This window comes from Mesorhizobium sp. M1342 (assembly GCF_040317955.1).
Classification (GTDB): domain Bacteria; phylum Pseudomonadota; class Alphaproteobacteria; order Rhizobiales; family Rhizobiaceae; genus Mesorhizobium.
Genome location: NZ_JAMYLI010000005.1, coordinates 232,864 through 250,156 on the forward strand (window position 1 = coordinate 232,864; position 17,293 = coordinate 250,156).

Genomic DNA, 17,293 nt, shown 5'->3' on the forward strand with positions numbered 1-17,293 from the left:
GAGTGTCCGCAAGGACACCCCCTGTACAGGTATTACTCAGACAACACGAAGGGTGCGGTGTACTTGTCGACATTGTCCTTGGTGATGAGAAGGCAATCGAACAGCTGCTTCTCGGTCGCCGCACCGGTGGCACCCGTCTTGATAAACGAATCCGCCTGCTGCACGGCCTTGGCCGAGAAGATGGCGACCGGCTGAAGCACGGTGTACTGCAGTTCGCCGGACTTGATCGCCGCAACCGCATCCGGGGAGCCGTCGAAGCCACCGACCTTGATGCCGGCGAGCTTGCCGGCTTCCTTCAGCGCCGCAACCGCGCCAAGCGCCATCTCGTCATTGCCGCTGATCACGGCGATGATGTCGGGATTGGCCTGCAGCATGCTCTGCATCTTGTCGTGGCCCTGGGTACGATCCCAGTTGGCGACCTGCGAAGCAGCCTTTTCGAGATCCGGGTACTGGCTCAGCACAGTCGCGTACCCGTTCGAGCGCGTGGCGGCGTTGTTGTCAGACGGGGCGCCGAGCAGTTCGACATATTTGCCCTTTTCGCCGACGGCCTGCACCCACTGCTGGGCACCGAGAGCAGCACCCTGCGCGTTATTGGAAACGAGCTGACCCTTGGCGAGGCCTTCCTGATTGATCTCGGCATTGACGAGGAACACCGGGATGTTGGCTGCAATCGCCTTCTTCACCGCACCGACAGAGCCGTCGGCGTTGGCCGGATCGAGGATGATCGCCACCGACTTGTTGGTGATGGCGGTGTCGATCAAATTGCTTTCGGTATTGGTATCGCCCTTGTGGGCACCGACATTGGCCGTATAGCCAAGCTTTTCAGCCTCGGCCTTGGCGACGTTGCCCTCGGTCAGCCAGTAGGGGTTGGCCGGATCGTTGACGATGATCGAGATCAGGCCCGCGGCTGACGCGGCGGCCGTGAACCCGACGACCATCGCGGCGGCGAGCAGACTTTTCAGCATGGTTTTCATGTACATTCCTCCAATGATTACGCGGTGTTGCTGCCAGTTCACCTGGCAGTCTTCCCTTGGGCAGGATTGGCCGGTTCGGCCTTCCCCCGTTTCTGAGAAGTCGGTTGGCCACCTGACGCGCTTGGGAGCTTGCTACGGCGGCGATACTGAACGGCATTGAGGAGCACGGCGAGCACGATGACCGCGCCCGTGAACACTGTCTGCCAGTAGGATGAGATGCCGATGATCACCAGACCGTCGGACAGGAAGCCGATGACGAAGGCCCCAAGCAGGGTTCCGCGGATGTTGCCGCGCCCGCCGGTCAGTGCCGCGCCGCCGATGACGACGGCCGCGATGGCCGTCAGTTCGTAGGTGGTGCCGGCGGTCGGTCCAGCCGACGTCAACTGCGAGGACAGGATCAGGCCGGCGATGGCGGCACAGATGCCCGACAGCACATAGACGGAAATCTGCACCGTCTTGACCGGAACGCCGGAGAGTTCGGCCGCGCGCTCGTTGCCGCCCGAGGCGTAGAGCCAGCGCCCGAAAGCGGTGCGGTTCAAGACGATGCTGCCAATGAGCGCGATGACCACGAGAACCACGACGCCCGTCGGCACGCCGAACAGGCGGTTGAAGCCAAGCGCATCGAAGCCGGTGTTTCCGAGCTCGGGCTTGCCGCCGAGATTGTTATAGGTCAGGCCGCTGGTCATCAGCAGCGCCAGGCCGCGTGCCATGTACATGACGCCGAGCGTGGCGACGAAAGCCGGAACCTTGAAGCGCGCGATGAGCACGCCGTTGATCAGTCCGACGACGGCGCCGAGCATGCAGGCCAACACCGCGACCACCCAGACCGGCGGATAGAGAACGACATCCAGCCAGGTCAGCGTCACGCCTTGCATCAGGAACCCGGCAACGACACCGGCCAAGCCCAGCGTCGACCCCACCGACAGGTCGATACCGCCATTGAGGATGACGAGCAGCATGCCGATCGCGAGGATTCCGAAGATGGCGACATGCGAGGCCATGGTCAGGAAATTCGCCACCGAGAGATAGTAGGGCGACAGGATCGAGAACACGACGATGATGACGATCAGGGCAAAGAAAGCGCGACCCTCGAGCAGCAGCTTGGCGAGATCGAAGCCTTCGCCGCCCGCGCTTGGACTGGACTGTTTTCTGGCCTGGCTGACGTCGGTCATTGGTCTGGGCTCCGAAATTCTGGTGATCAGGCGACCACGGCTTCGCCAGAGGCGGCCATGATCTGCTCTTTGGTGGCGTTGGCGCCGAATTCAGCTGAAATCCTGCCACGCCGCATGACGACGATGCGGTGGGCAATGCTGAGGCATTCGTTGACCTCAGAGGTCGAGAAGACGACCGCAAGCCCTTGCGCGGCGCGTTCGCTCAGCAAGCGGAAGACCTCGGCCTTGGCGCCGACATCGATGCCACGGCTCGGTTCGTCGAGAAGGATGACTTTTGGGTTGGTCGTCAGCATCTTGCCGATGACGACCTTCTGCTGATTGCCGCCCGACAGCGATCCGATCATGGCATTGCCGCCTGCGGTCTTTATGGTCACCTTGCGGATCGAATCCTCGACCAGCCCACCCTCCTTGGAACGGGACAGAAACAGCCCCTTGGCGAACGCCTCGATGCTGGCCAGCGAGAGATTGCGGCCGACGGTCATCGTCTGCACCAGCCCGTCGCGCTGGCGGTCCTCGGGGACCAGCACAAGACCTCTGGAGATGCGCTGGGCAATGCTCAGTCCCGAAACGTCCTCGCCTTCCAGAAGCGCGCGGCCGCCCGCCATCGGCACCCGTCCGGCGACGGCTTCCAGCAATTCCGTGCGCCCGGCGCCCATCAGCCCATAGATGCAGACGATCTCGCCTGCCCGGACATCCAGCGACAGGTGGTCGACGACGGAATAGCCCGAGCCCGAAGTGTCGACGACGCTGACATCCTCGATCGACAGGGCGACCTCACCGAACGCATGGCCGGTCGGCGGCGAGCCGAGATCGAAGTTCTCGCCGACCATGTTGCGGACGATCCACTCGAGGTCGATGTTTCTGGCTTCAGCCGTCGCCGTTATCGCCCCGTCGCGCAGGACAACGGCGTAGTCGGTGATCTGCAGCGCCTCTTCGAGGTGATGTGAGATGTAGACGATGGAAACGCCGCGGCTGGTCAAATCGCGGATCACCTTGAACAGCACCTCCACCTCTGTGGCGCTGAGCGCCGAGGTCGGCTCGTCCATGATCAGGATGCGCGAATCGACCGACAGCGCCCGCGCGATCTCGACGATCTGCTGTTGGCCCAGGCGCAGATCCTCGACCAGGGTCATCGGGTCGATGTCCTCTTCGAGATCAGCCATCAGCGCGCGCGCCTGGCGCGATTCTTCGGCGAAGTCGAGGCCGGTCCTGGTGCGCAGTTCGCGGCCCATGAAGATGTTGTCGCGAACGCTGAGATTGGGCGCCAGGCTCAGTTCCTGGTGAATGATCGAGATGCCGCGATCGCGTGCGTCCGAGGATGAGGAAAAACTGACGAGATTGCCGTCGAGCACGATGTCGCCGGATGTCGGCGTGACCACGCCGGAGAGGATCTTCATCAGCGTCGACTTGCCGGCGCCATTTTCTCCGAACAGCGTGGTGACCTTGCCGCGATGGATGTCGAAATTGACGCCCTTGAGTGCATGGACGCCGCCATACGACATGACGATGTTGCGCGCCGAAAGCACGGCGTCGCCATTCGCGGGTCCGGTGTCGGCAGCCGCGCTCATTTGACCTCCAGCCTCACCGGAGTGACCAGCCAGCTCTTCGGGTTGACCAGCTTGAATGCGCCGACCACCGATATGGTCTTGCCGGTCAAGGTGCTCGTATCGACCTTGGCCAGGATTTCCTTCTTCATCTCGTTGTTCAGCGCCGAACCGGCGTCCTGGTATTCGATCTGGTTGGTGAACTGGCCGAATGTGATCTTGCCGGTGGCGTCGCGAAGCTCGGTGCCGTTGATCGCCGGTCCCGTCTGCACGCGGATCATCAGCGTGTCCGGCACACCTTCGACGGCGACTTTGTAGATGCCCGATTTTCCTTCGCCGACGACGCCGGTGAACTTCACCGAGATGACCGGCCCAACGCCCGCCGGCACGCCGTATTCCTTTTCCGCCGTTGCCCTGTCCTTGGTGATCGCCGTCGCCACCGTTGCCGCGTCGGCGGCACGCGCTTCGACATCGGCCTGCACCTTGGGAAACTCCGACTTGCCGTAGTCGGCGGCGGAAAAGACGGCGCTGCGGACATCGCCGGCAGAGCCGATCCTGACCACGTTGGTGTCGAGCGCCATGGCGCCGAGCAGGACGACAACCGCAGCGCCGGCAAGTACCCGACGCAAGCCGGGCGAAGCCGGCCTGGTTGGTGCGGGGGCGGCCTTCGCGCTCATGACGCAACCGCCGGCAAGGCTGATCCGCGCTTGTCACGCATTTGACGATCCTCCGTTCACATGGCGCTTCGCACCATTGGGTTTGTTCTGTTCGACAAGGGCACGGGCGGTGGACTCGTCAGTGATCAGCCCGCTCAGATAGCGGCTTTCGAGCACCGCCTTGATGGCGCGTATTTTCACCTTGCCGCCGGCGACTGCGACGATCCGACGGCCCTTCAACTGGTCCCGCGGAAGCGCCAGGATTCTGTCCGACAGCGCCGTTTCCACCGGGCGTCCCTTGTCGTCGAAGAAGTGGGCGAGCAGCTCGCCGACGCCGCCATCCCGTTTGACCTCATCGATTTCGGAATGTTCGATCATGGCGGTAGCGACCAGCGAGGCTTCCCGTTCGGCGGTGCCTATGCCGACGAACATCAGGTCGGACCGGCTTGCGAGGTCGAAGACATCGCTGATGCCGCGCTGGCCAAGCAGCACTTCACGGTCCTCGGCGGTGTTGGCGACGAAAGGCACCGGCATCACATAGGCCTGCGCGCCGGTCCGCTCGGCCAGCCGATGCATGACATCGTGCGGGTTGGCCGCGAATTTGCGCGTCACGCCGCCAAGCAGCGAGACGAAACGGATATGGGCAGCGGCGGTGCGCGTCAGATACTCGACGCTTGCGGCAAGGGTACGGCCATGGCCGACGCCGATCAGCATGTCCTCGCCGCGATCGATCTCCCGCTTCAGAAACTGAGCGCCGGCGATGCCAAGGGCCTTCAGCGGCAGCTCGTCCTGATCGAGATCAGGAACGACCTCGCAGTAATCCAGCCCGTAAGCATTGATCAGCTGCTGCTCGAGGTCGATGCATTCGCCGACATCGCCGTCGATGATTACCCTGACAAGGCCATCCTGGGTGGCCCGGGTGATGAGCCGATGCGCCTTGAGGCTGGTCAGGCCGAGCCGCTTGGCCACCTGGGCCTGCGTCAGCCCCCCGGCATAGTGAAGCCAGGCCGCGCGGGTGGCGAGGCTGGACTCATGATCGCGGTTAGCGGCTCCGCCGGATTTCAAGACATCTCCTCCCTGAGATGATATTATTATCTTTGTGTGCAAAAATTTTCACATCCCTGCATCGCTGTCAATCCCTCGCCGGATTTGGCGCATGCACATACGGGGAATTCACAGTTCTCGCCCTTCCCGAAACGCCGGTCTGCCGGCATTTCGGCGGGCAACATCGACCTATTAGGAGGTGAGCATGTCACTTGATCATACGGCTATGTTAATTTAACGTCAATCTGTGTTATTTCGTGTCTGAGCCAGTAGAATTGCACAGCCATCGGCTATCCAATTTTTTGCTAACTAACTGTTTCTCAATAATAATATCTAATATCGCAAAATCCCAACCCGCCTGTGAGTTGAGCGATTGGGGATGCGGCGCATCCTTAGGCAAACCGACCGGATTGCCTTGGGAAAGAGCATCGGCGACGGAATGATCAGCCCAGCCGCATCAGGTTCCGGTCCTCGAGTTCCAGGGCGGCGGCCTCGACTTCCTCTGCGAGGCGCCCGGCGCTCCAGCCCAGCGCCCGTCCGGCAATCGTCGCAATCTCCTGCAGATCCCGGCCCGTCAGTGACCCTGATATCGCCAGGGTGCTGCGGCGCATGACGATATCGGCCAGATGTTCGACGAACTCGGTGCGGACGATGTAGTCGATTTCCGATTTGCTGTAGCTTTCTGAATCCGGCAGCCGACCCTCATCACCCGACCCATGCGTGGCGATCTGCGTGGCTCTGGTGCCATATCGCGACAGCAGCGCCTCGAGACGCCGTCCTCCAGCGCCCGTTTCCGAGTGAGCCAGAGCCAGCCAACTTGCTCGCGCTGCGGCATCGGCCGGGAAATCCCTGCCGCCGCCGATCGGCATGGCCTGCGTCGTCACCTTGCGGCTGCGCTGCAGGCGGCCGAGCACGGTGTCGGCGACTTCCTCGGCGAAGCCGCGAAAGGTCGTCCACTTGCCGCCGATCAGCGAGATGACCGCGAAAGGTCTGTTCCCATCCGGCTCGGCGACTGGCGCCGAGTGGTCACGGCTGATTAAGCCGGGCACCGATGCATCCGAGGCCGGCAGCGGCCGGATGCCGCTATAGGCATAGACGATCTGGTCGCGTTCGAACGCCATCCCCGGCAGCAGCGTGCGTACGCTGTCGAGCAGGTACTCCACTTCGTCAGGCTCGCAGCGTACCGCGTCGGGATTGTCGGCCTTGATGTCGGTAGAGCCGACCAGCGCCAGGCCGAGATAGTCGTAGACAAGGCAGATGCGGCCGTCATCGGCCTCGAAATAGAGCATGCGCCCGGCAAGGCTTCTGACCAGCTCGTCATGCTTCAGCAGGATGTGCGAGCCCTTGGTACCGCCGATCATCTTCGACGGCGCGCCTAGCAAATCGTTGACATCGTCGATCCATGGACCGGCGGCATTGACCACCAGCTTCGGCCGCACCGAAAAGGCCGCGCCGTTTTTCGGCTGGAAGGTCAGCACGCCATCGGCGGACTTCGCCAGCGCCGTGTAGTTCGCGCTGGCCGAGGCCGTATTTGCCTGCAGCCCATCGAGGATCAGTTCGAGCACCAGCCTTTCGGGATGGCTTATCTTGGCGTCGTAATAGGTGCCGGTGGCGACGATCGAGGGGTTGAGCGCCGGCATCTTGCTGAGCGCCTGGCGCCGCCCGACCATGCGGTGGCGCGGCATGACCTGGTTTCGCGAGCCGTAGAAATCATAGATCATCAGGCCGATCTTGATCAGGATGGCGCCGCGGCTGCGCGGCGCGCTGGTCGAGCCGAACAGCGTCCGCAGCGCCGCCAGCATGCCCTTGCTCCAGGAAAAGATCGGGATGACGGTCGGCAGCGGGCTGACATAGTGCGGCGCGTTTTTCAAAAGCAAATTGCGCTCGAGCGTCGATTGCGCCACCAGCCCGAATTCGCCAGTTTCTAGATATTTCAGGCCACCGTGAATGAGCCGCGATGGCGCGGCACTGGTGCCGGAGCCGAAATCCGCCTTGTCGACGATCAGGCAGCTGACGCCCTGCGCGCACAGGTCGCGAAACAAGCCCGCCCCGTTGATGCCGGCGCCAAGGATGACGACGTCGACCTCGCCGGTCCCGGCCATGGCGGCCAATCGCCCGGCGGGATTTTCCGTAAATGTTGCTTCGCTTGAGCTCATGGCGCTTTCGTCTTGACGATGCGCAGCTTCACGCCGGCCCGTTCGAGGGCCCGCGCCCGCGCATCGCCCAGGCCTTCGGTCGCCAGCACGACGTCGAAGCTGGTCAGATCGTCGAAGACGTGCAGTGCGATCCTGTCGAACTTGGCATGGTCAATCAAAAGGATGCGCTTGACCGATGCGGCCATCATCGCCTGCTTGACCCGCACGACATTGGGGTCCTGGATGAAGGCGGTGGTTCCAGTGATGGCCGAAGCCGAACAGATCAGCACATTGGCGCGCAGCTGCGCCACGGCGTTCTCGCAGACGATGCCGATATAGGCGTTGTAGGTGCCGTGGTACTGACCGCCGAGACAGATGAAGTCGAGTTCGTCGACATTGGTCAGCAGGGAAGCCGTCGCCACTGAATTGGTGATGACGGTCAGCGGCTTGACGTCGAGCAGCAGCGTGGCGACGGCGTTTGCCGTCGAGGAATCGTCCAGCATCACCACTTGGCCGGCCTCGACAAAATCGAGCGCCGCCCGCGCCAGCGCATCCTTCTCGGCCCGATTGACCGTCACCCGGTAGCGGAAGGCGCTTTCATAGAGGCCGGAAGGCTGAACCGTCACCGCACCGTGCAGCTTGCGCAGCACACCCTGCTGCGCCAGCCGGTCGATGTGCCGGTGGATGGTCATGCGCGATACGCCGAAATGTTCGACCAGATCGTCGATGCGCACCTGGCCGAGCTTGATCACATAGTCGGCGATCTCTTCGCGTCGTTCGTCGGCCTTGATCATGCGGTTCCCCCAGTGTCTTGCCGCGCCAGCTTCTCGATCTCCGGCCACTGCGGTTCGAGCGCACCGGCTATGCGGCCATAGAGGGAAAAGCGCTCGTTGAACACAGCACTTGAGGCCGCCATCGGCTCGTATTGGCGTGCCGTCATGCCGGCTTGCCTGGCGCCTTGTTGCGGCGTCGCGAAGATGCCCACCGCGGCACCCGCGCAAAGGGCCGCGCCAAAGGCCGCGGCCTCGTCGGTCGAGGTGACGGTGACCGGGGCATTCAGCACATCGGCAAACATCTGGACAAAGGCCGGATTGCGTGAACCGCCCCCGGTCAGGCGGATCTCGCTGATAGCAAAGCCCTCGCGCAGGGCTTCGACATGGGTGCGATGATTGAAGGCAATGCCCTCTAGAACCGCCTTGAGCATATCGCCGCGATCGTGCCAGCCGTGAAGGCCGACAAAGCTGGCGCTGGCGACATCGCCAAAGGGGGAGCCGAACAGATAGGGATGAAACAGGATGGTCGACCGCTTTTTCAGCGCCGCGTCGATCTCGCCTGCCAGAAACTCGTGGATCGAGCCACCACCGACCGATGCCCTCTCCTGTTCCGAGCGGCAGAACGTGTCGAGAAACCAATCGTAGTTCGCGGTCGAGGCCGGCGATATCGCCATGTTGTTCCAGCGGCCGGCGTCGATGGCGTTGCGACAGAGCCAACGCGGATCGACGCGCGGTTGCGAAGAGACTACTTCGTTGATGGAATAGGTCCCGGCAACAATGGCGAGCACGCCCTCCTCATGGCCGCCCATGCCAAGTGCGGAGCCAGTTACGTCATGCAGGCCGCTCGCGACCGGTGTCCCCTTGGCAAGGCCGGTCATGTCGGCGGCCTCGGCGGTAACGTGGCCGGCGATCTCGGCCGAATGCGCCATCGGCGGCAGCGCGTCGAAAAGATCGTCCAGTTCGAAGATGCGCATCGCTTCCAGCGCGTAATCCTGCGTGCGGAAATCCGTGAATGAGGTGCTTGCCTCGGTACGGTCGGTGCCGATCGTGCCGGTCAGGCAAAAGCGCAGCCAGTCCTTGCAGGCCAGTATATGCCCGATGCGGCCATAGCGGTCGGGTTGGTTCTTCCTGATCCAGGCCAGCAGCGCCGACGGAGCCGAAACGTGCGGCGCCTGTCCGGTGCGCGCCAACGCATTTTGGAAGACCCCGTCCGCCGACCATTGTTCGACAATCTCGCCGGCGCGGCTGTCAAGCGACAGGATACCGGGGCCTAGCGGCCGGCGATCCTTGTCGAGCAAATAGAGACCATCGCCGTGTGCGGTCGCCGCCACCGCCTTGATATCGTTGGCGGGCCGGCCGCACAATGCGATCGCTTCGCGGATGGCATCGGCGGTGGCTTGCCATAGCCTTGCCATGTCGCGCTCCACCCAGCGCGCATGGGGCATCGACTGCGGAACGCGCCGACGCGCCACCGACAACTGCGTGCCATCGGCATCGAAGATCACTGCCTTGGTGACCGTGAGACCGTTATCGATTCCGAGCAAACTGGGCATGGGCGCCGCCGCTTTCAGCAACTGGTGAAGGGCGCTGCAAGGCTAACCTGCAGGTTGGGATAGGGATGACAGACATGACGAAAATCAACGAGCAACGGTGATACAAAAGCGACGCATCCGACGCGGTAAACAGACCATAATAGCATGTTAAGTTAACGTCAACATGTGAGATATTTTTGCGGAAAAGTCTGACGTCATCTGCGACAAAAATTGCCATCCACTCGTACCGCATCCGATGCGGGACGAAGTTCCGGCCAATGCCCAACTGGCCGGATGACCCTCAACCCTGCGCGGCGAGCCAGGGAGCGCGGTACGACTGACGCCGAACGCGCTTCGACTGGCTTTGCAAGTTCCGTGCGCAACGACCGGACAACCCGCGCTTCGGCGCCGTTCAAAGAAAACGCGACGACTCAAGAAGCTCAGCCACCCCGTCCAGTTCCTTGTGCAGGCGATGCCAGCGACGGTCGAGATAAACAAGCGAATGCGCCTCCGGGGGGACCTCGTCCGGCTGCACCTCGCCGTCAAGGAGTTCGGCCGCGACCAGCGTCGCGCCCTCGATCGGCAGGATGCCGAGCCGACGGGCGCGGAACCAGGTCGAAACGCCGGTATAGCGGGGTTCGCCCGTAGGCAGCCGCGCCCAGGCGCCTCCCGGCGGGAAACGTTCCGCGCCGCTCGACGCGCAGAGCTGCGCCAGGTCGATATCAGTGAAGCGCAGCAGGTGGATCACCATGGTCTCGGCCCGTAGCAAGGGCTCGGACGAAGTCGATTTCATGGAGAGCGAGAAAGCGACGACCGGCGGCGCGGCACTTACCGAGATCAGCGAGGATACGGTCATCGCCACCGGCCTGTCGCCGGGGTCGGCCGTGATCACGGCAACACCGGCCGGATGGTGGCGAAAGGCTTCGCGGAAGGCGTTGGTCATCGGATGCGGGAAGCTCATCGACGTCTCTCTTCTGCAGCGTGAATAAGGGCCGGACGGCGTCCGCCGTCCGGCCCTTGCGGACTACTTCTTCTCGATCAGGTCGTAGAACTGCCAGGTGCGATCGCTCCACAGACCGCCGATGTCGCGGCCGGCCGAGGTGACTATCGACGGCGCGATCGTGAAGTGGTTGGCCGCCACCATCATCTCGCGGAAGGTCCGCTGGATCACACCGGCGCGCAGCGACGCGCCGCCGCCCGCGCGGTAGGCGAAGTTGCAGATATCGACGCCAACCTCGTGAATCTCGGATTTGGCCAGATGGACAAGGCTGATCTGCCGCGTCGATACGCTGTTTCCGGCTTCGACCGTCGCCTCGATGTCGCGCCAGACTTCGAAGACGAAGGCGCGGGCAGCGCGATAGCGGGCTTCGGCGCGGCCATAGTCGTGCCAGAACTTCTCGCTCTCGCCGATCAGTCCGGCGCGGCCTGACTTGCTGCGGGCGAACTTGGCAATCTCGTCCAGCATCCGCCGCCCGGTGCCGAGCGCCCAGCCGGTATGACCGATGGCGGCGAGGCCCACGACACCGAGACTGAAGAACTCCTTCTGGCGCAGCGGCGGTGCGGTCAGGATCGGGAAGACGAGATCGTCGGCGATGAAGACATCCTCGGCCGCATAGTCGATGCTGCCGGTGCCGCCGAGGCCCAGAACGTCCCAATTGCCGAGCTGCTTGTGCTGCGAGATCGGCGCATGGGCGCACATGATAATCACATTGCCCTTGTCGTCCTTCGCGGGCTTGCCGGTGCCGTCATCGACGAAGGCGGCACTGTGGCTATAGGTGGCGTGGCTGAAGCCGCTGCCATAGCTCCACTTGCCGTTCAGCCGGTAACCACCGTCGACCTTCTTCAGCATGCCAAGCGGCGCGCCCTGCCCCGAGAAACGGTTGTCGGTGCCCGGCGCGAAAAGCCGCTCGACCGCGCTGTCCGGCAGAAAGGCCGCCGACATCGCACCGATGCAGCAATGCACCATGGAAACCCAGCCGGCCGCTCCCGAATACCAGGTGATCGTCTCCAGCAGTTCGAGACCCTGGGTGGGTCGCAACTGCGCGCCGCCGAGGCTCTCCGCGGCGAAGATATGCGACATGCGCAACGGCTTCAGCAGCTCGAACGTGGCCGAAGTCAGTTCGCCGCTCTCCTCATCGGCGATGGCGTTGGCTTCCAGGGCCGGCCCGATCTCCGCGATCTTCGTCAGCAGGTCGCGATAGTCGGTGGTCGTCCCCCACGAGCTGTGCTTGATGGGTTTGTTCATGTCTTCTCCTCCTTTTTCAAATGCGGTCAGCCGGCGAGGAAGTCGCCGATCTTCCTGAGCGTTTCGGGTTTTTCCTGCATGACGAAGTGGCCGGCGCCCTCGACCAGGATCAGCCGTGCATCGGGCAGCGCCTCGACAAAGAGCGGCGCCTGGCTCGCCGGCAGCAGACGGTCCTTGGTACCCCAGACGATCAGCGTCGGGTTGGTGATGCGCACCAGGAAGCGCCGCAGGTTCGGATGGCCCATGCCGAATGGCGTCAGCAGCCGACCGAGCGTCTCGCCTTCGCGGGCGCGATCGGCGCCGAAGGCCCCCGCAAAGGAGGGGTCGGAACCATCCGGGAAATAGCGCAGCGCCACCGAGACGTCGTGCGCCAGATAGGCCGGCAGCTCTTGCGGCGCGACCGCGCCCAGATCGGTGGCCGGATGCGCGGGATCGTTGAGCCCTGCCGGCGCGATCAGCACCATCTTGTCGAAGCGTTCGCGCGCAAGGCCGGCGAGTTCGGTCGCCATCCAGCCGCCCATGGAAAAGCCGATGAGATGAGGCTTCTCCGGCAGGTCCAGAACATCGAGCAGGTTCAGATAGTGCAGAACCATGTCGGACATCCCGGCCATATGCGGCGCCGGACCTGAAAAGCCGAAGCCCGGATGGCTCGGGCTGAGCACGCGGAAGCGATCGGCGAGGCCTTCGGCAAAGTCGAAGCCTTCAAGCGTCGAGGCGCCGTGCAGGAACAGCACGGGCTTGCCCCGACCGATGGCCTTCACCACCGTTTTCGTGCCACCGACATCGTATTCGAGCGTTTCGAATTGAACGGCCATTCTCATTTCTCCTTAGACAAGTTCCGGTCTCCTCAGACAAGTTCCGGCTGGATCAGCACCTTGCATTGCGTGGTGCGGTGGCGAAGGCCCTCGAAGACCTGCGGAACCGGCGAGAGATCGATCCGATCAGTGATCAAAGCCTGGGGCGCGAAAGGCCCGCCGCGCAGCGCGTCGAGCGCTGGACCGAATTCGTTGCGCTGATGGAAGAAAACCGAAAACAGGAGGTTCACTTCCTTCGTCAGCGCGACGAATGGATCCCATTCGTCGCCGCCGATACACAAGCCGACACCGACCACCGTGCCCTGCGGCCGAACCGCCTTGACCGCCGCGTCGATAAGGCCGCGCTTGCCGACGCATTCGAAGACGATATCGGGGGCTCCTCCGCAGAGATCGGCAAGGCTATCCGCCAGCTTGTTTCCGGACAGCGCGAAACCGGTTGCGCCCAGTGCGAGCGCACGGTCACGCTGATGGCTGTGAATATCGGCCACGACCACACAAGACGCTCCCAGCCGCCGCGCCCAGAAAGCGACGAGCAGGCCGATCGGTCCGGCGCCAAGGATGGCGACCCGGTCTCCGGGCTTCATGCCCGAGCGGACGATGCAGTGCAACGCGACCGAGAGCGGTTCGGCCAACGCACCATCTTCGAGCGCGACATCGTCGGGCAGGATATGGCACTGGCGCGCGGCCACCGTTGCGTATTGCGCATAGCCGCCGCCAATCAGCACCATCTGGGGACAGCGGCCTGGATCGCCTCGCCTGCAGGCCTGGCAGTGTCCGCAGCCGCGCATCGGTACGACGGCCACGCGGTCGCCGATCCGAAGGCCCGTCACCCTTGATCCCAGCGCGACGATGTCGCCGGCGAATTCATGGCCAAGAACAAAACCTCCACCGATGCCGAAAGGGACAGGATCCTCGGTGATGTGCAGGTCACTGCCGCAAATGCCGCAAGCGGCGATGCGCAAGACGACCTCGTCCGGTGCCGGCGTCGGATCCGGCACCATGCCGATCCGCAGCGGCCTGCCGACCGTATCGAAGATGGCCGCTTTCATGAAACCCTCCCTCTCATTGTTTCGGATCGACGAGCTTGCGCCGGATCGGGAACCACGGTGCATCCCATCGTTTCGAGATCAGGCCCCATATGCCGGTGCGGGCGTAGAGCGCGACCAGGAGCGTCATCAGGCCAAGGACGACGAAATAGGTTGCGCCGTATTCACCGAACCAGCGGTCCGCGATGAAGAAGATCAGAGATCCGATCAGAACGCCCTCGATGGACCCGATCCCGCCGACCATGACGATGAAGATCGCGACGTTCGCCCACATCGGATCAAAGGCCGAACCCGGGGTGATGCGCAGCTGCGCCATGAAATAGATCGCGCCCGCAAGGCCGCAGCCGACCGCTGACGCGACGTAGATCAGGAAGCGCAGCTTCACGACGTTCACGCCCTGGCTGGCAGCCGCGACCGGATTGTCGCGCATGGCGATCAGCGCAAGGCCGAAGCGCGAGCGAAGCAGCCAATAGCTGCCGCCCAGCGTGACGAGCAGCATCCCCGCGCAGAGCAGCGACATGGCGACATTCCGCTCGAAGGCCGAATAGTCCTTCATCACGCGAAGCGACATCCCCGCGCCGGAATTGACGAGCGGGAGATTCGAGGCGGCCAGCCGGAATACCTCGGCCACCACCCATGTGCCGATCGAAAAATAGGGGCCATCCAGGCGATGCAGCAGCAGGTAGATCGGCACGGCCAGCGCGGCCGGCGCCAGCAGCGAAAGGAAGACCGCCAGAAACGGATTGATGCCGTAAGTCTGCGCCAACACGAAAAGCGCATAGCCGGCCGCCCCCATGAACGCGTGCTGGCCCACCGAGACGAGGCCGGCATAGCCGGCGAGCAGGTTCCACATCTGCGCGACGGCGATATAGCAGCACAGCACCAGAACCGATCGGATCGTGCCGGTCGACGCCCACCACGGCATGATAGCCACCCCAATCAGCACCAGCACCGCCAGCGTCATCGCGATCCGACCCGACCGGGTCTGGCGCTGGACCAGGACCTCGGGCACTTCGGTTGCAGCATAGGGGATTGCGCTCATGACAATGCCTTTCCGAACAGGCCCTGTGGACGGGTCGCCAGCACGATCAGGAAGACGATATGTCCGGCAAGCACGCCGAAGCCCGGATCGATGCGGAAGCCGATGGCCTGCGAGATGCCGAGCACCATCGAGCCGGCGAAGGCGCCCCATACCGTACCCATGCCGCCGATGATCACCGCTTCGAACGCGTAGATCAGCTGGGCAGGTCCATCGGCCGGCGCAACGGTCGACCGCAACGCCTGGAAGACGGCGGCAAAGCCGAGGATGCCGACCGCCGCCGCTGTCGCCATCGCATAGACGGCGCGCGGGTTGATGCCGGTCATCGCCGCCGCCTCGACATCGGCCGACGCGGCGCGGAGCGCGCGGCCGAAGCGCGTGCGCTTCAGCGTCAGGTCGAGGCCTCCTGTCAATCCCGTGGCGACGGCCAGCACGATCAGCGGCAGGAGGCCGACATAGATACCGCCGATCTCGATGGATTGACTCTCTATTCCATGGCCGGGCAACGATCGGCTGTTCGCGGACCATATCTGCAGCATCAGGTTCTGCAGCGCGATCGACAGTCCGAAGGTCGCGATCAGCGAGGGCAGCGGATCGCTCCCTACCACCCGGTTCAGCACGGCCTTCTGCAGCACCCAGCCCATCAGCACCGCGAGCGGCACCAGTACGATCAGCACAGGCAGCGGCCCCAGACCCCAGGCCGTGGCGATCGAGATGCCAATCAGCGACAAAAGGATCACAAGATCGCCATGGCTGATGTTGACGATCCGCATGACGCCGAACATCAACGCCATGCCGAGCGCATACTGGGCATACATGCCGCCCAGCAGGATCCCTTGCACCAAGGCGTCAAACCACTCCATGGCCTGCTCCAAAATAGGCTTTGCCGATTTGTTCGCGCGTGATTTCGGCGGACCTGCCGGTCAGGGTCACGCGCCCCTCGAGCATGCAGTAGAGGCGGTCCGAGGCGGACCGGGCGAGGCCGACATCCTGTTCGACCACGATCATCGCCGTTCCCGTGGCGCGGATTTCGGGCAAGGCGGCATAGATCTCGCGGATCACCTTCGGCGCAAGACCAAGTCTGATCTCGTCGCAGAGCAGCACGCGCGGCTGGCAGAGCAGCGCGCGGCCGATCGCCACCATCTGTTGCTGCCCGCCCGAGAGGCTCTGGACCTGCGTGCGGGCCTTCTCCTTGAGGATCGGGAACAGCTGATGCAACCGCGGCAGCGTCCATCCGCCCTTGGCGCCTATGCGCGCGGCCTGGTCGATGGCGACGCGCAGATTGTCCTCGACCGACATGCCGGTGAAGAGCCGGCGGCCCTCCGGCACGATGGCGACACCCTTCTGCACCATGCGGTCGGTGGTGGTGCCGCCAACGGCCTCCCCGTGCAGCAGCACCATCTCGCGCCGGACCGGGAGCAGGCCCATGATCGAACGCAGGAGTGTAGATTTTCCTGCCCCGTTGGCGCCGATCAAGGCCACGGCCTCACCCTGGTGCAGCTCGATGTCGACGCCGTAGAGCGCCTGGAAATCGCCATAGCGGGCCAATAGCCCGTGGGTGGAAAGAACGGCCGTCATGCCTCGATCCCCATGTAGACGCGTTGGACCTCGGGCAGCGCAATCACTTCGGCGGGCACGCCTTCAGCGATCTTCTCGCCGAAGTTCAGCACCAACAACCGGTCGGCCACCGCCAGCAGCGCGTGCAACACATGCTCGATCCACACGATGGTGATGCCACGGTCGCGGATGCGGCGCACCAGCGCTACCAGCGCCTTCGATTCATCGTCGGTCAGCCCACCCGCGATCTCGTCCAGCAGCAGCAGCTTCGGATCCGACGCCAGCGCGCGCGCCAACTCCAGCCGCTTGCGATCGAGCAGAGTGAGAGCGCCGGCCGAGACATTGGCCTTGTCGGAGAGCTCGCAATCGCGCAGGACCTGGGCGCAGAAAGCATAGCTCTGCTTCTCGGACCGGCCGCCCCCGAAAGCGGCGGCGGCCAGCAGGTTTTCGAAGGTGGTCATGCCGGAATAGGGACGCGGGATCTGATAGGTCCGCCCGATCCCCATCTGGCAACGCCGGAAGGGCGGCTCGCCGCGAAGCGCGGTGTCGCCGAGCTGGATCTCGCCGCCGGACGTCTTCAAATCGCCGCTGATCATGTTGAACAGCGTCGTTTTGCCCGCGCCATTCGGGCCTAGGATGCCCAGGACCTCGCCCCTATGCACGTCGAAACTCACGTCATGCAGGACGCGGACAGCGCCGAAGGACTTCGACACGCCGTGCGCTTTCAGCAGGATTTCCCTACCCATAACTCTGCCCGCGTT

16 protein-coding genes are annotated in these 17,293 nt (G+C 63.6%); all 16 read right to left on the reverse strand.

Annotated features, from left to right (window positions below):
* Positions 1-32: 32 nt before the first annotated feature.
* Entirely contained in the window at positions 33-974 is a 942-nt protein-coding gene (locus NKH06_RS07345; protein ID WP_013533072.1) for a D-ribose ABC transporter substrate-binding protein, read from the reverse strand.
* Positions 975-1,012: 38 nt separating this feature from the next.
* Complete coding sequence (locus tag NKH06_RS07350; protein ID WP_352892614.1) at positions 1,013-2,146, reverse strand: ABC transporter permease; 1,134 nt, start codon at positions 2,144-2,146, stop codon at positions 1,013-1,015.
* A gap of 26 nt (positions 2,147-2,172) precedes the next feature.
* On the reverse strand, positions 2,173-3,714 hold the full coding sequence (locus NKH06_RS07355) for a sugar ABC transporter ATP-binding protein (protein ID WP_352440100.1): 1,542 nt from the start codon (positions 3,712-3,714) through the stop codon (positions 2,173-2,175).
* Positions 3,711-4,367 carry a DUF2291 domain-containing protein gene (locus NKH06_RS07360; protein ID WP_127296544.1) on the reverse strand — a complete coding sequence of 219 codons (657 nt, stop codon included), beginning with the start codon at positions 4,365-4,367 and terminating at the stop codon, positions 3,711-3,713. The genes NKH06_RS07355 and NKH06_RS07360 overlap by 4 nt, the downstream gene beginning before the upstream one ends.
* A 33-nt stretch (positions 4,368-4,400) precedes the next feature.
* Positions 4,401-5,411 (reverse strand): sugar-binding transcriptional regulator, encoded by a 1,011-nt coding sequence (locus NKH06_RS07365; protein WP_127296545.1) that lies wholly within the window; start codon positions 5,409-5,411, stop codon positions 4,401-4,403.
* A 422-nt stretch (positions 5,412-5,833) separates the two neighbouring features.
* Positions 5,834-7,546: a glycerol-3-phosphate dehydrogenase/oxidase gene (locus NKH06_RS07370; RefSeq protein ID WP_502896762.1), complete on the reverse strand. Its 1,713-nt coding sequence runs from the start codon at positions 7,544-7,546 to the stop codon at positions 5,834-5,836.
* On the reverse strand, positions 7,543-8,319 hold the full coding sequence (locus tag NKH06_RS07375) for a DeoR/GlpR family DNA-binding transcription regulator (RefSeq protein WP_031212333.1): 777 nt from the start codon (positions 8,317-8,319) through the stop codon (positions 7,543-7,545). Before NKH06_RS07375 ends, NKH06_RS07370 begins: the two co-directional genes overlap by 4 nt.
* Positions 8,316-9,851 (reverse strand): FGGY-family carbohydrate kinase, encoded by a 1,536-nt coding sequence (locus tag NKH06_RS07380; protein ID WP_023808915.1) that lies wholly within the window; start codon positions 9,849-9,851, stop codon positions 8,316-8,318. Before NKH06_RS07380 ends, NKH06_RS07375 begins: the two co-directional genes overlap by 4 nt.
* A gap of 391 nt (positions 9,852-10,242) precedes the next feature.
* Positions 10,243-10,791 (reverse strand): flavin reductase family protein, encoded by a 549-nt coding sequence (locus tag NKH06_RS07385; RefSeq protein WP_127255083.1) that lies wholly within the window; start codon positions 10,789-10,791, stop codon positions 10,243-10,245.
* A gap of 63 nt (positions 10,792-10,854) precedes the next feature.
* On the reverse strand, positions 10,855-12,075 hold the full coding sequence (locus NKH06_RS07390) for an acyl-CoA dehydrogenase family protein (protein WP_352892617.1): 1,221 nt from the start codon (positions 12,073-12,075) through the stop codon (positions 10,855-10,857).
* 26 nt (positions 12,076-12,101) lie between these two features.
* Positions 12,102-12,890 (reverse strand): alpha/beta fold hydrolase, encoded by a 789-nt coding sequence (locus NKH06_RS07395; protein WP_352892618.1) that lies wholly within the window; start codon positions 12,888-12,890, stop codon positions 12,102-12,104.
* Between the two features lie 32 nt (positions 12,891-12,922).
* On the reverse strand, positions 12,923-13,939 hold the full coding sequence (locus NKH06_RS07400) for a zinc-dependent alcohol dehydrogenase (RefSeq protein WP_352892619.1): 1,017 nt from the start codon (positions 13,937-13,939) through the stop codon (positions 12,923-12,925).
* Positions 13,940-13,952: 13 nt separating this feature from the next.
* The gene (locus NKH06_RS07405) at positions 13,953-14,900 is read right to left on the reverse strand and encodes a branched-chain amino acid ABC transporter permease (RefSeq protein ID WP_352892621.1); all 948 of its coding nucleotides are present in this window, start codon (positions 14,898-14,900) and stop codon (positions 13,953-13,955) included.
* A 74-nt stretch (positions 14,901-14,974) separates the two neighbouring features.
* Complete coding sequence (locus NKH06_RS07410; protein ID WP_128302311.1) at positions 14,975-15,838, reverse strand: branched-chain amino acid ABC transporter permease; 864 nt, start codon at positions 15,836-15,838, stop codon at positions 14,975-14,977.
* Positions 15,825-16,553: an ABC transporter ATP-binding protein gene (locus NKH06_RS07415; protein ID WP_352892622.1), complete on the reverse strand. Its 729-nt coding sequence runs from the start codon at positions 16,551-16,553 to the stop codon at positions 15,825-15,827. Before NKH06_RS07415 ends, NKH06_RS07410 begins: the two co-directional genes overlap by 14 nt.
* Positions 16,550-17,278 (reverse strand): ABC transporter ATP-binding protein, encoded by a 729-nt coding sequence (locus NKH06_RS07420; protein WP_352892634.1) that lies wholly within the window; start codon positions 17,276-17,278, stop codon positions 16,550-16,552. The genes NKH06_RS07415 and NKH06_RS07420 overlap by 4 nt, the downstream gene beginning before the upstream one ends.
* Between the last annotated feature and the right edge of the window lie 15 nt (positions 17,279-17,293).

What these genes read in the sequence shown, in the direction of transcription:
- NKH06_RS07345 (WP_013533072.1), bottom strand. Translation starts at nt 974, where the DNA reads ATGAAAACCATGCTGAAAAGTCTGCTCGCCGCCGCGATGGTCGTCGGG.
- NKH06_RS07350 (WP_352892614.1), bottom strand. Translation starts at nt 2,146, where the DNA reads ATGACCGACGTCAGCCAGGCCAGAAAACAGTCCAGTCCAAGCGCGGGC.
- NKH06_RS07355 (WP_352440100.1), bottom strand. Translation starts at nt 3,714, where the DNA reads ATGAGCGCGGCTGCCGACACCGGACCCGCGAATGGCGACGCCGTGCTT.
- NKH06_RS07360 (WP_127296544.1), bottom strand. Translation starts at nt 4,367, where the DNA reads ATGAGCGCGAAGGCCGCCCCCGCACCAACCAGGCCGGCTTCGCCCGGC.
- NKH06_RS07370 (WP_502896762.1), bottom strand. Translation starts at nt 7,546, where the DNA reads ATGAGCTCAAGCGAAGCAACATTTACGGAAAATCCCGCCGGGCGATTG.
- NKH06_RS07375 (WP_031212333.1), bottom strand. Translation starts at nt 8,319, where the DNA reads ATGATCAAGGCCGACGAACGACGCGAAGAGATCGCCGACTATGTGATC.
- NKH06_RS07380 (WP_023808915.1), bottom strand. Translation starts at nt 9,851, where the DNA reads ATGCCCAGTTTGCTCGGAATCGATAACGGTCTCACGGTCACCAAGGCA.
- NKH06_RS07385 (WP_127255083.1), bottom strand. Translation starts at nt 10,791, where the DNA reads ATGAGCTTCCCGCATCCGATGACCAACGCCTTCCGCGAAGCCTTTCGC.
- NKH06_RS07390 (WP_352892617.1), bottom strand. Translation starts at nt 12,075, where the DNA reads ATGAACAAACCCATCAAGCACAGCTCGTGGGGGACGACCACCGACTAT.
- NKH06_RS07395 (WP_352892618.1), bottom strand. Translation starts at nt 12,890, where the DNA reads ATGGCCGTTCAATTCGAAACGCTCGAATACGATGTCGGTGGCACGAAA.
- NKH06_RS07400 (WP_352892619.1), bottom strand. Translation starts at nt 13,939, where the DNA reads ATGAAAGCGGCCATCTTCGATACGGTCGGCAGGCCGCTGCGGATCGGC.
- NKH06_RS07405 (WP_352892621.1), bottom strand. Translation starts at nt 14,900, where the DNA reads ATGACGCTGGCGGTGCTGGTGCTGATTGGGGTGGCTATCATGCCGTGG.
- NKH06_RS07410 (WP_128302311.1), bottom strand. Translation starts at nt 15,838, where the DNA reads ATGGAGTGGTTTGACGCCTTGGTGCAAGGGATCCTGCTGGGCGGCATG.
- NKH06_RS07415 (WP_352892622.1), bottom strand. Translation starts at nt 16,553, where the DNA reads ATGACGGCCGTTCTTTCCACCCACGGGCTATTGGCCCGCTATGGCGAT.
- NKH06_RS07420 (WP_352892634.1), bottom strand. Translation starts at nt 17,278, where the DNA reads ATGGGTAGGGAAATCCTGCTGAAAGCGCACGGCGTGTCGAAGTCCTTC.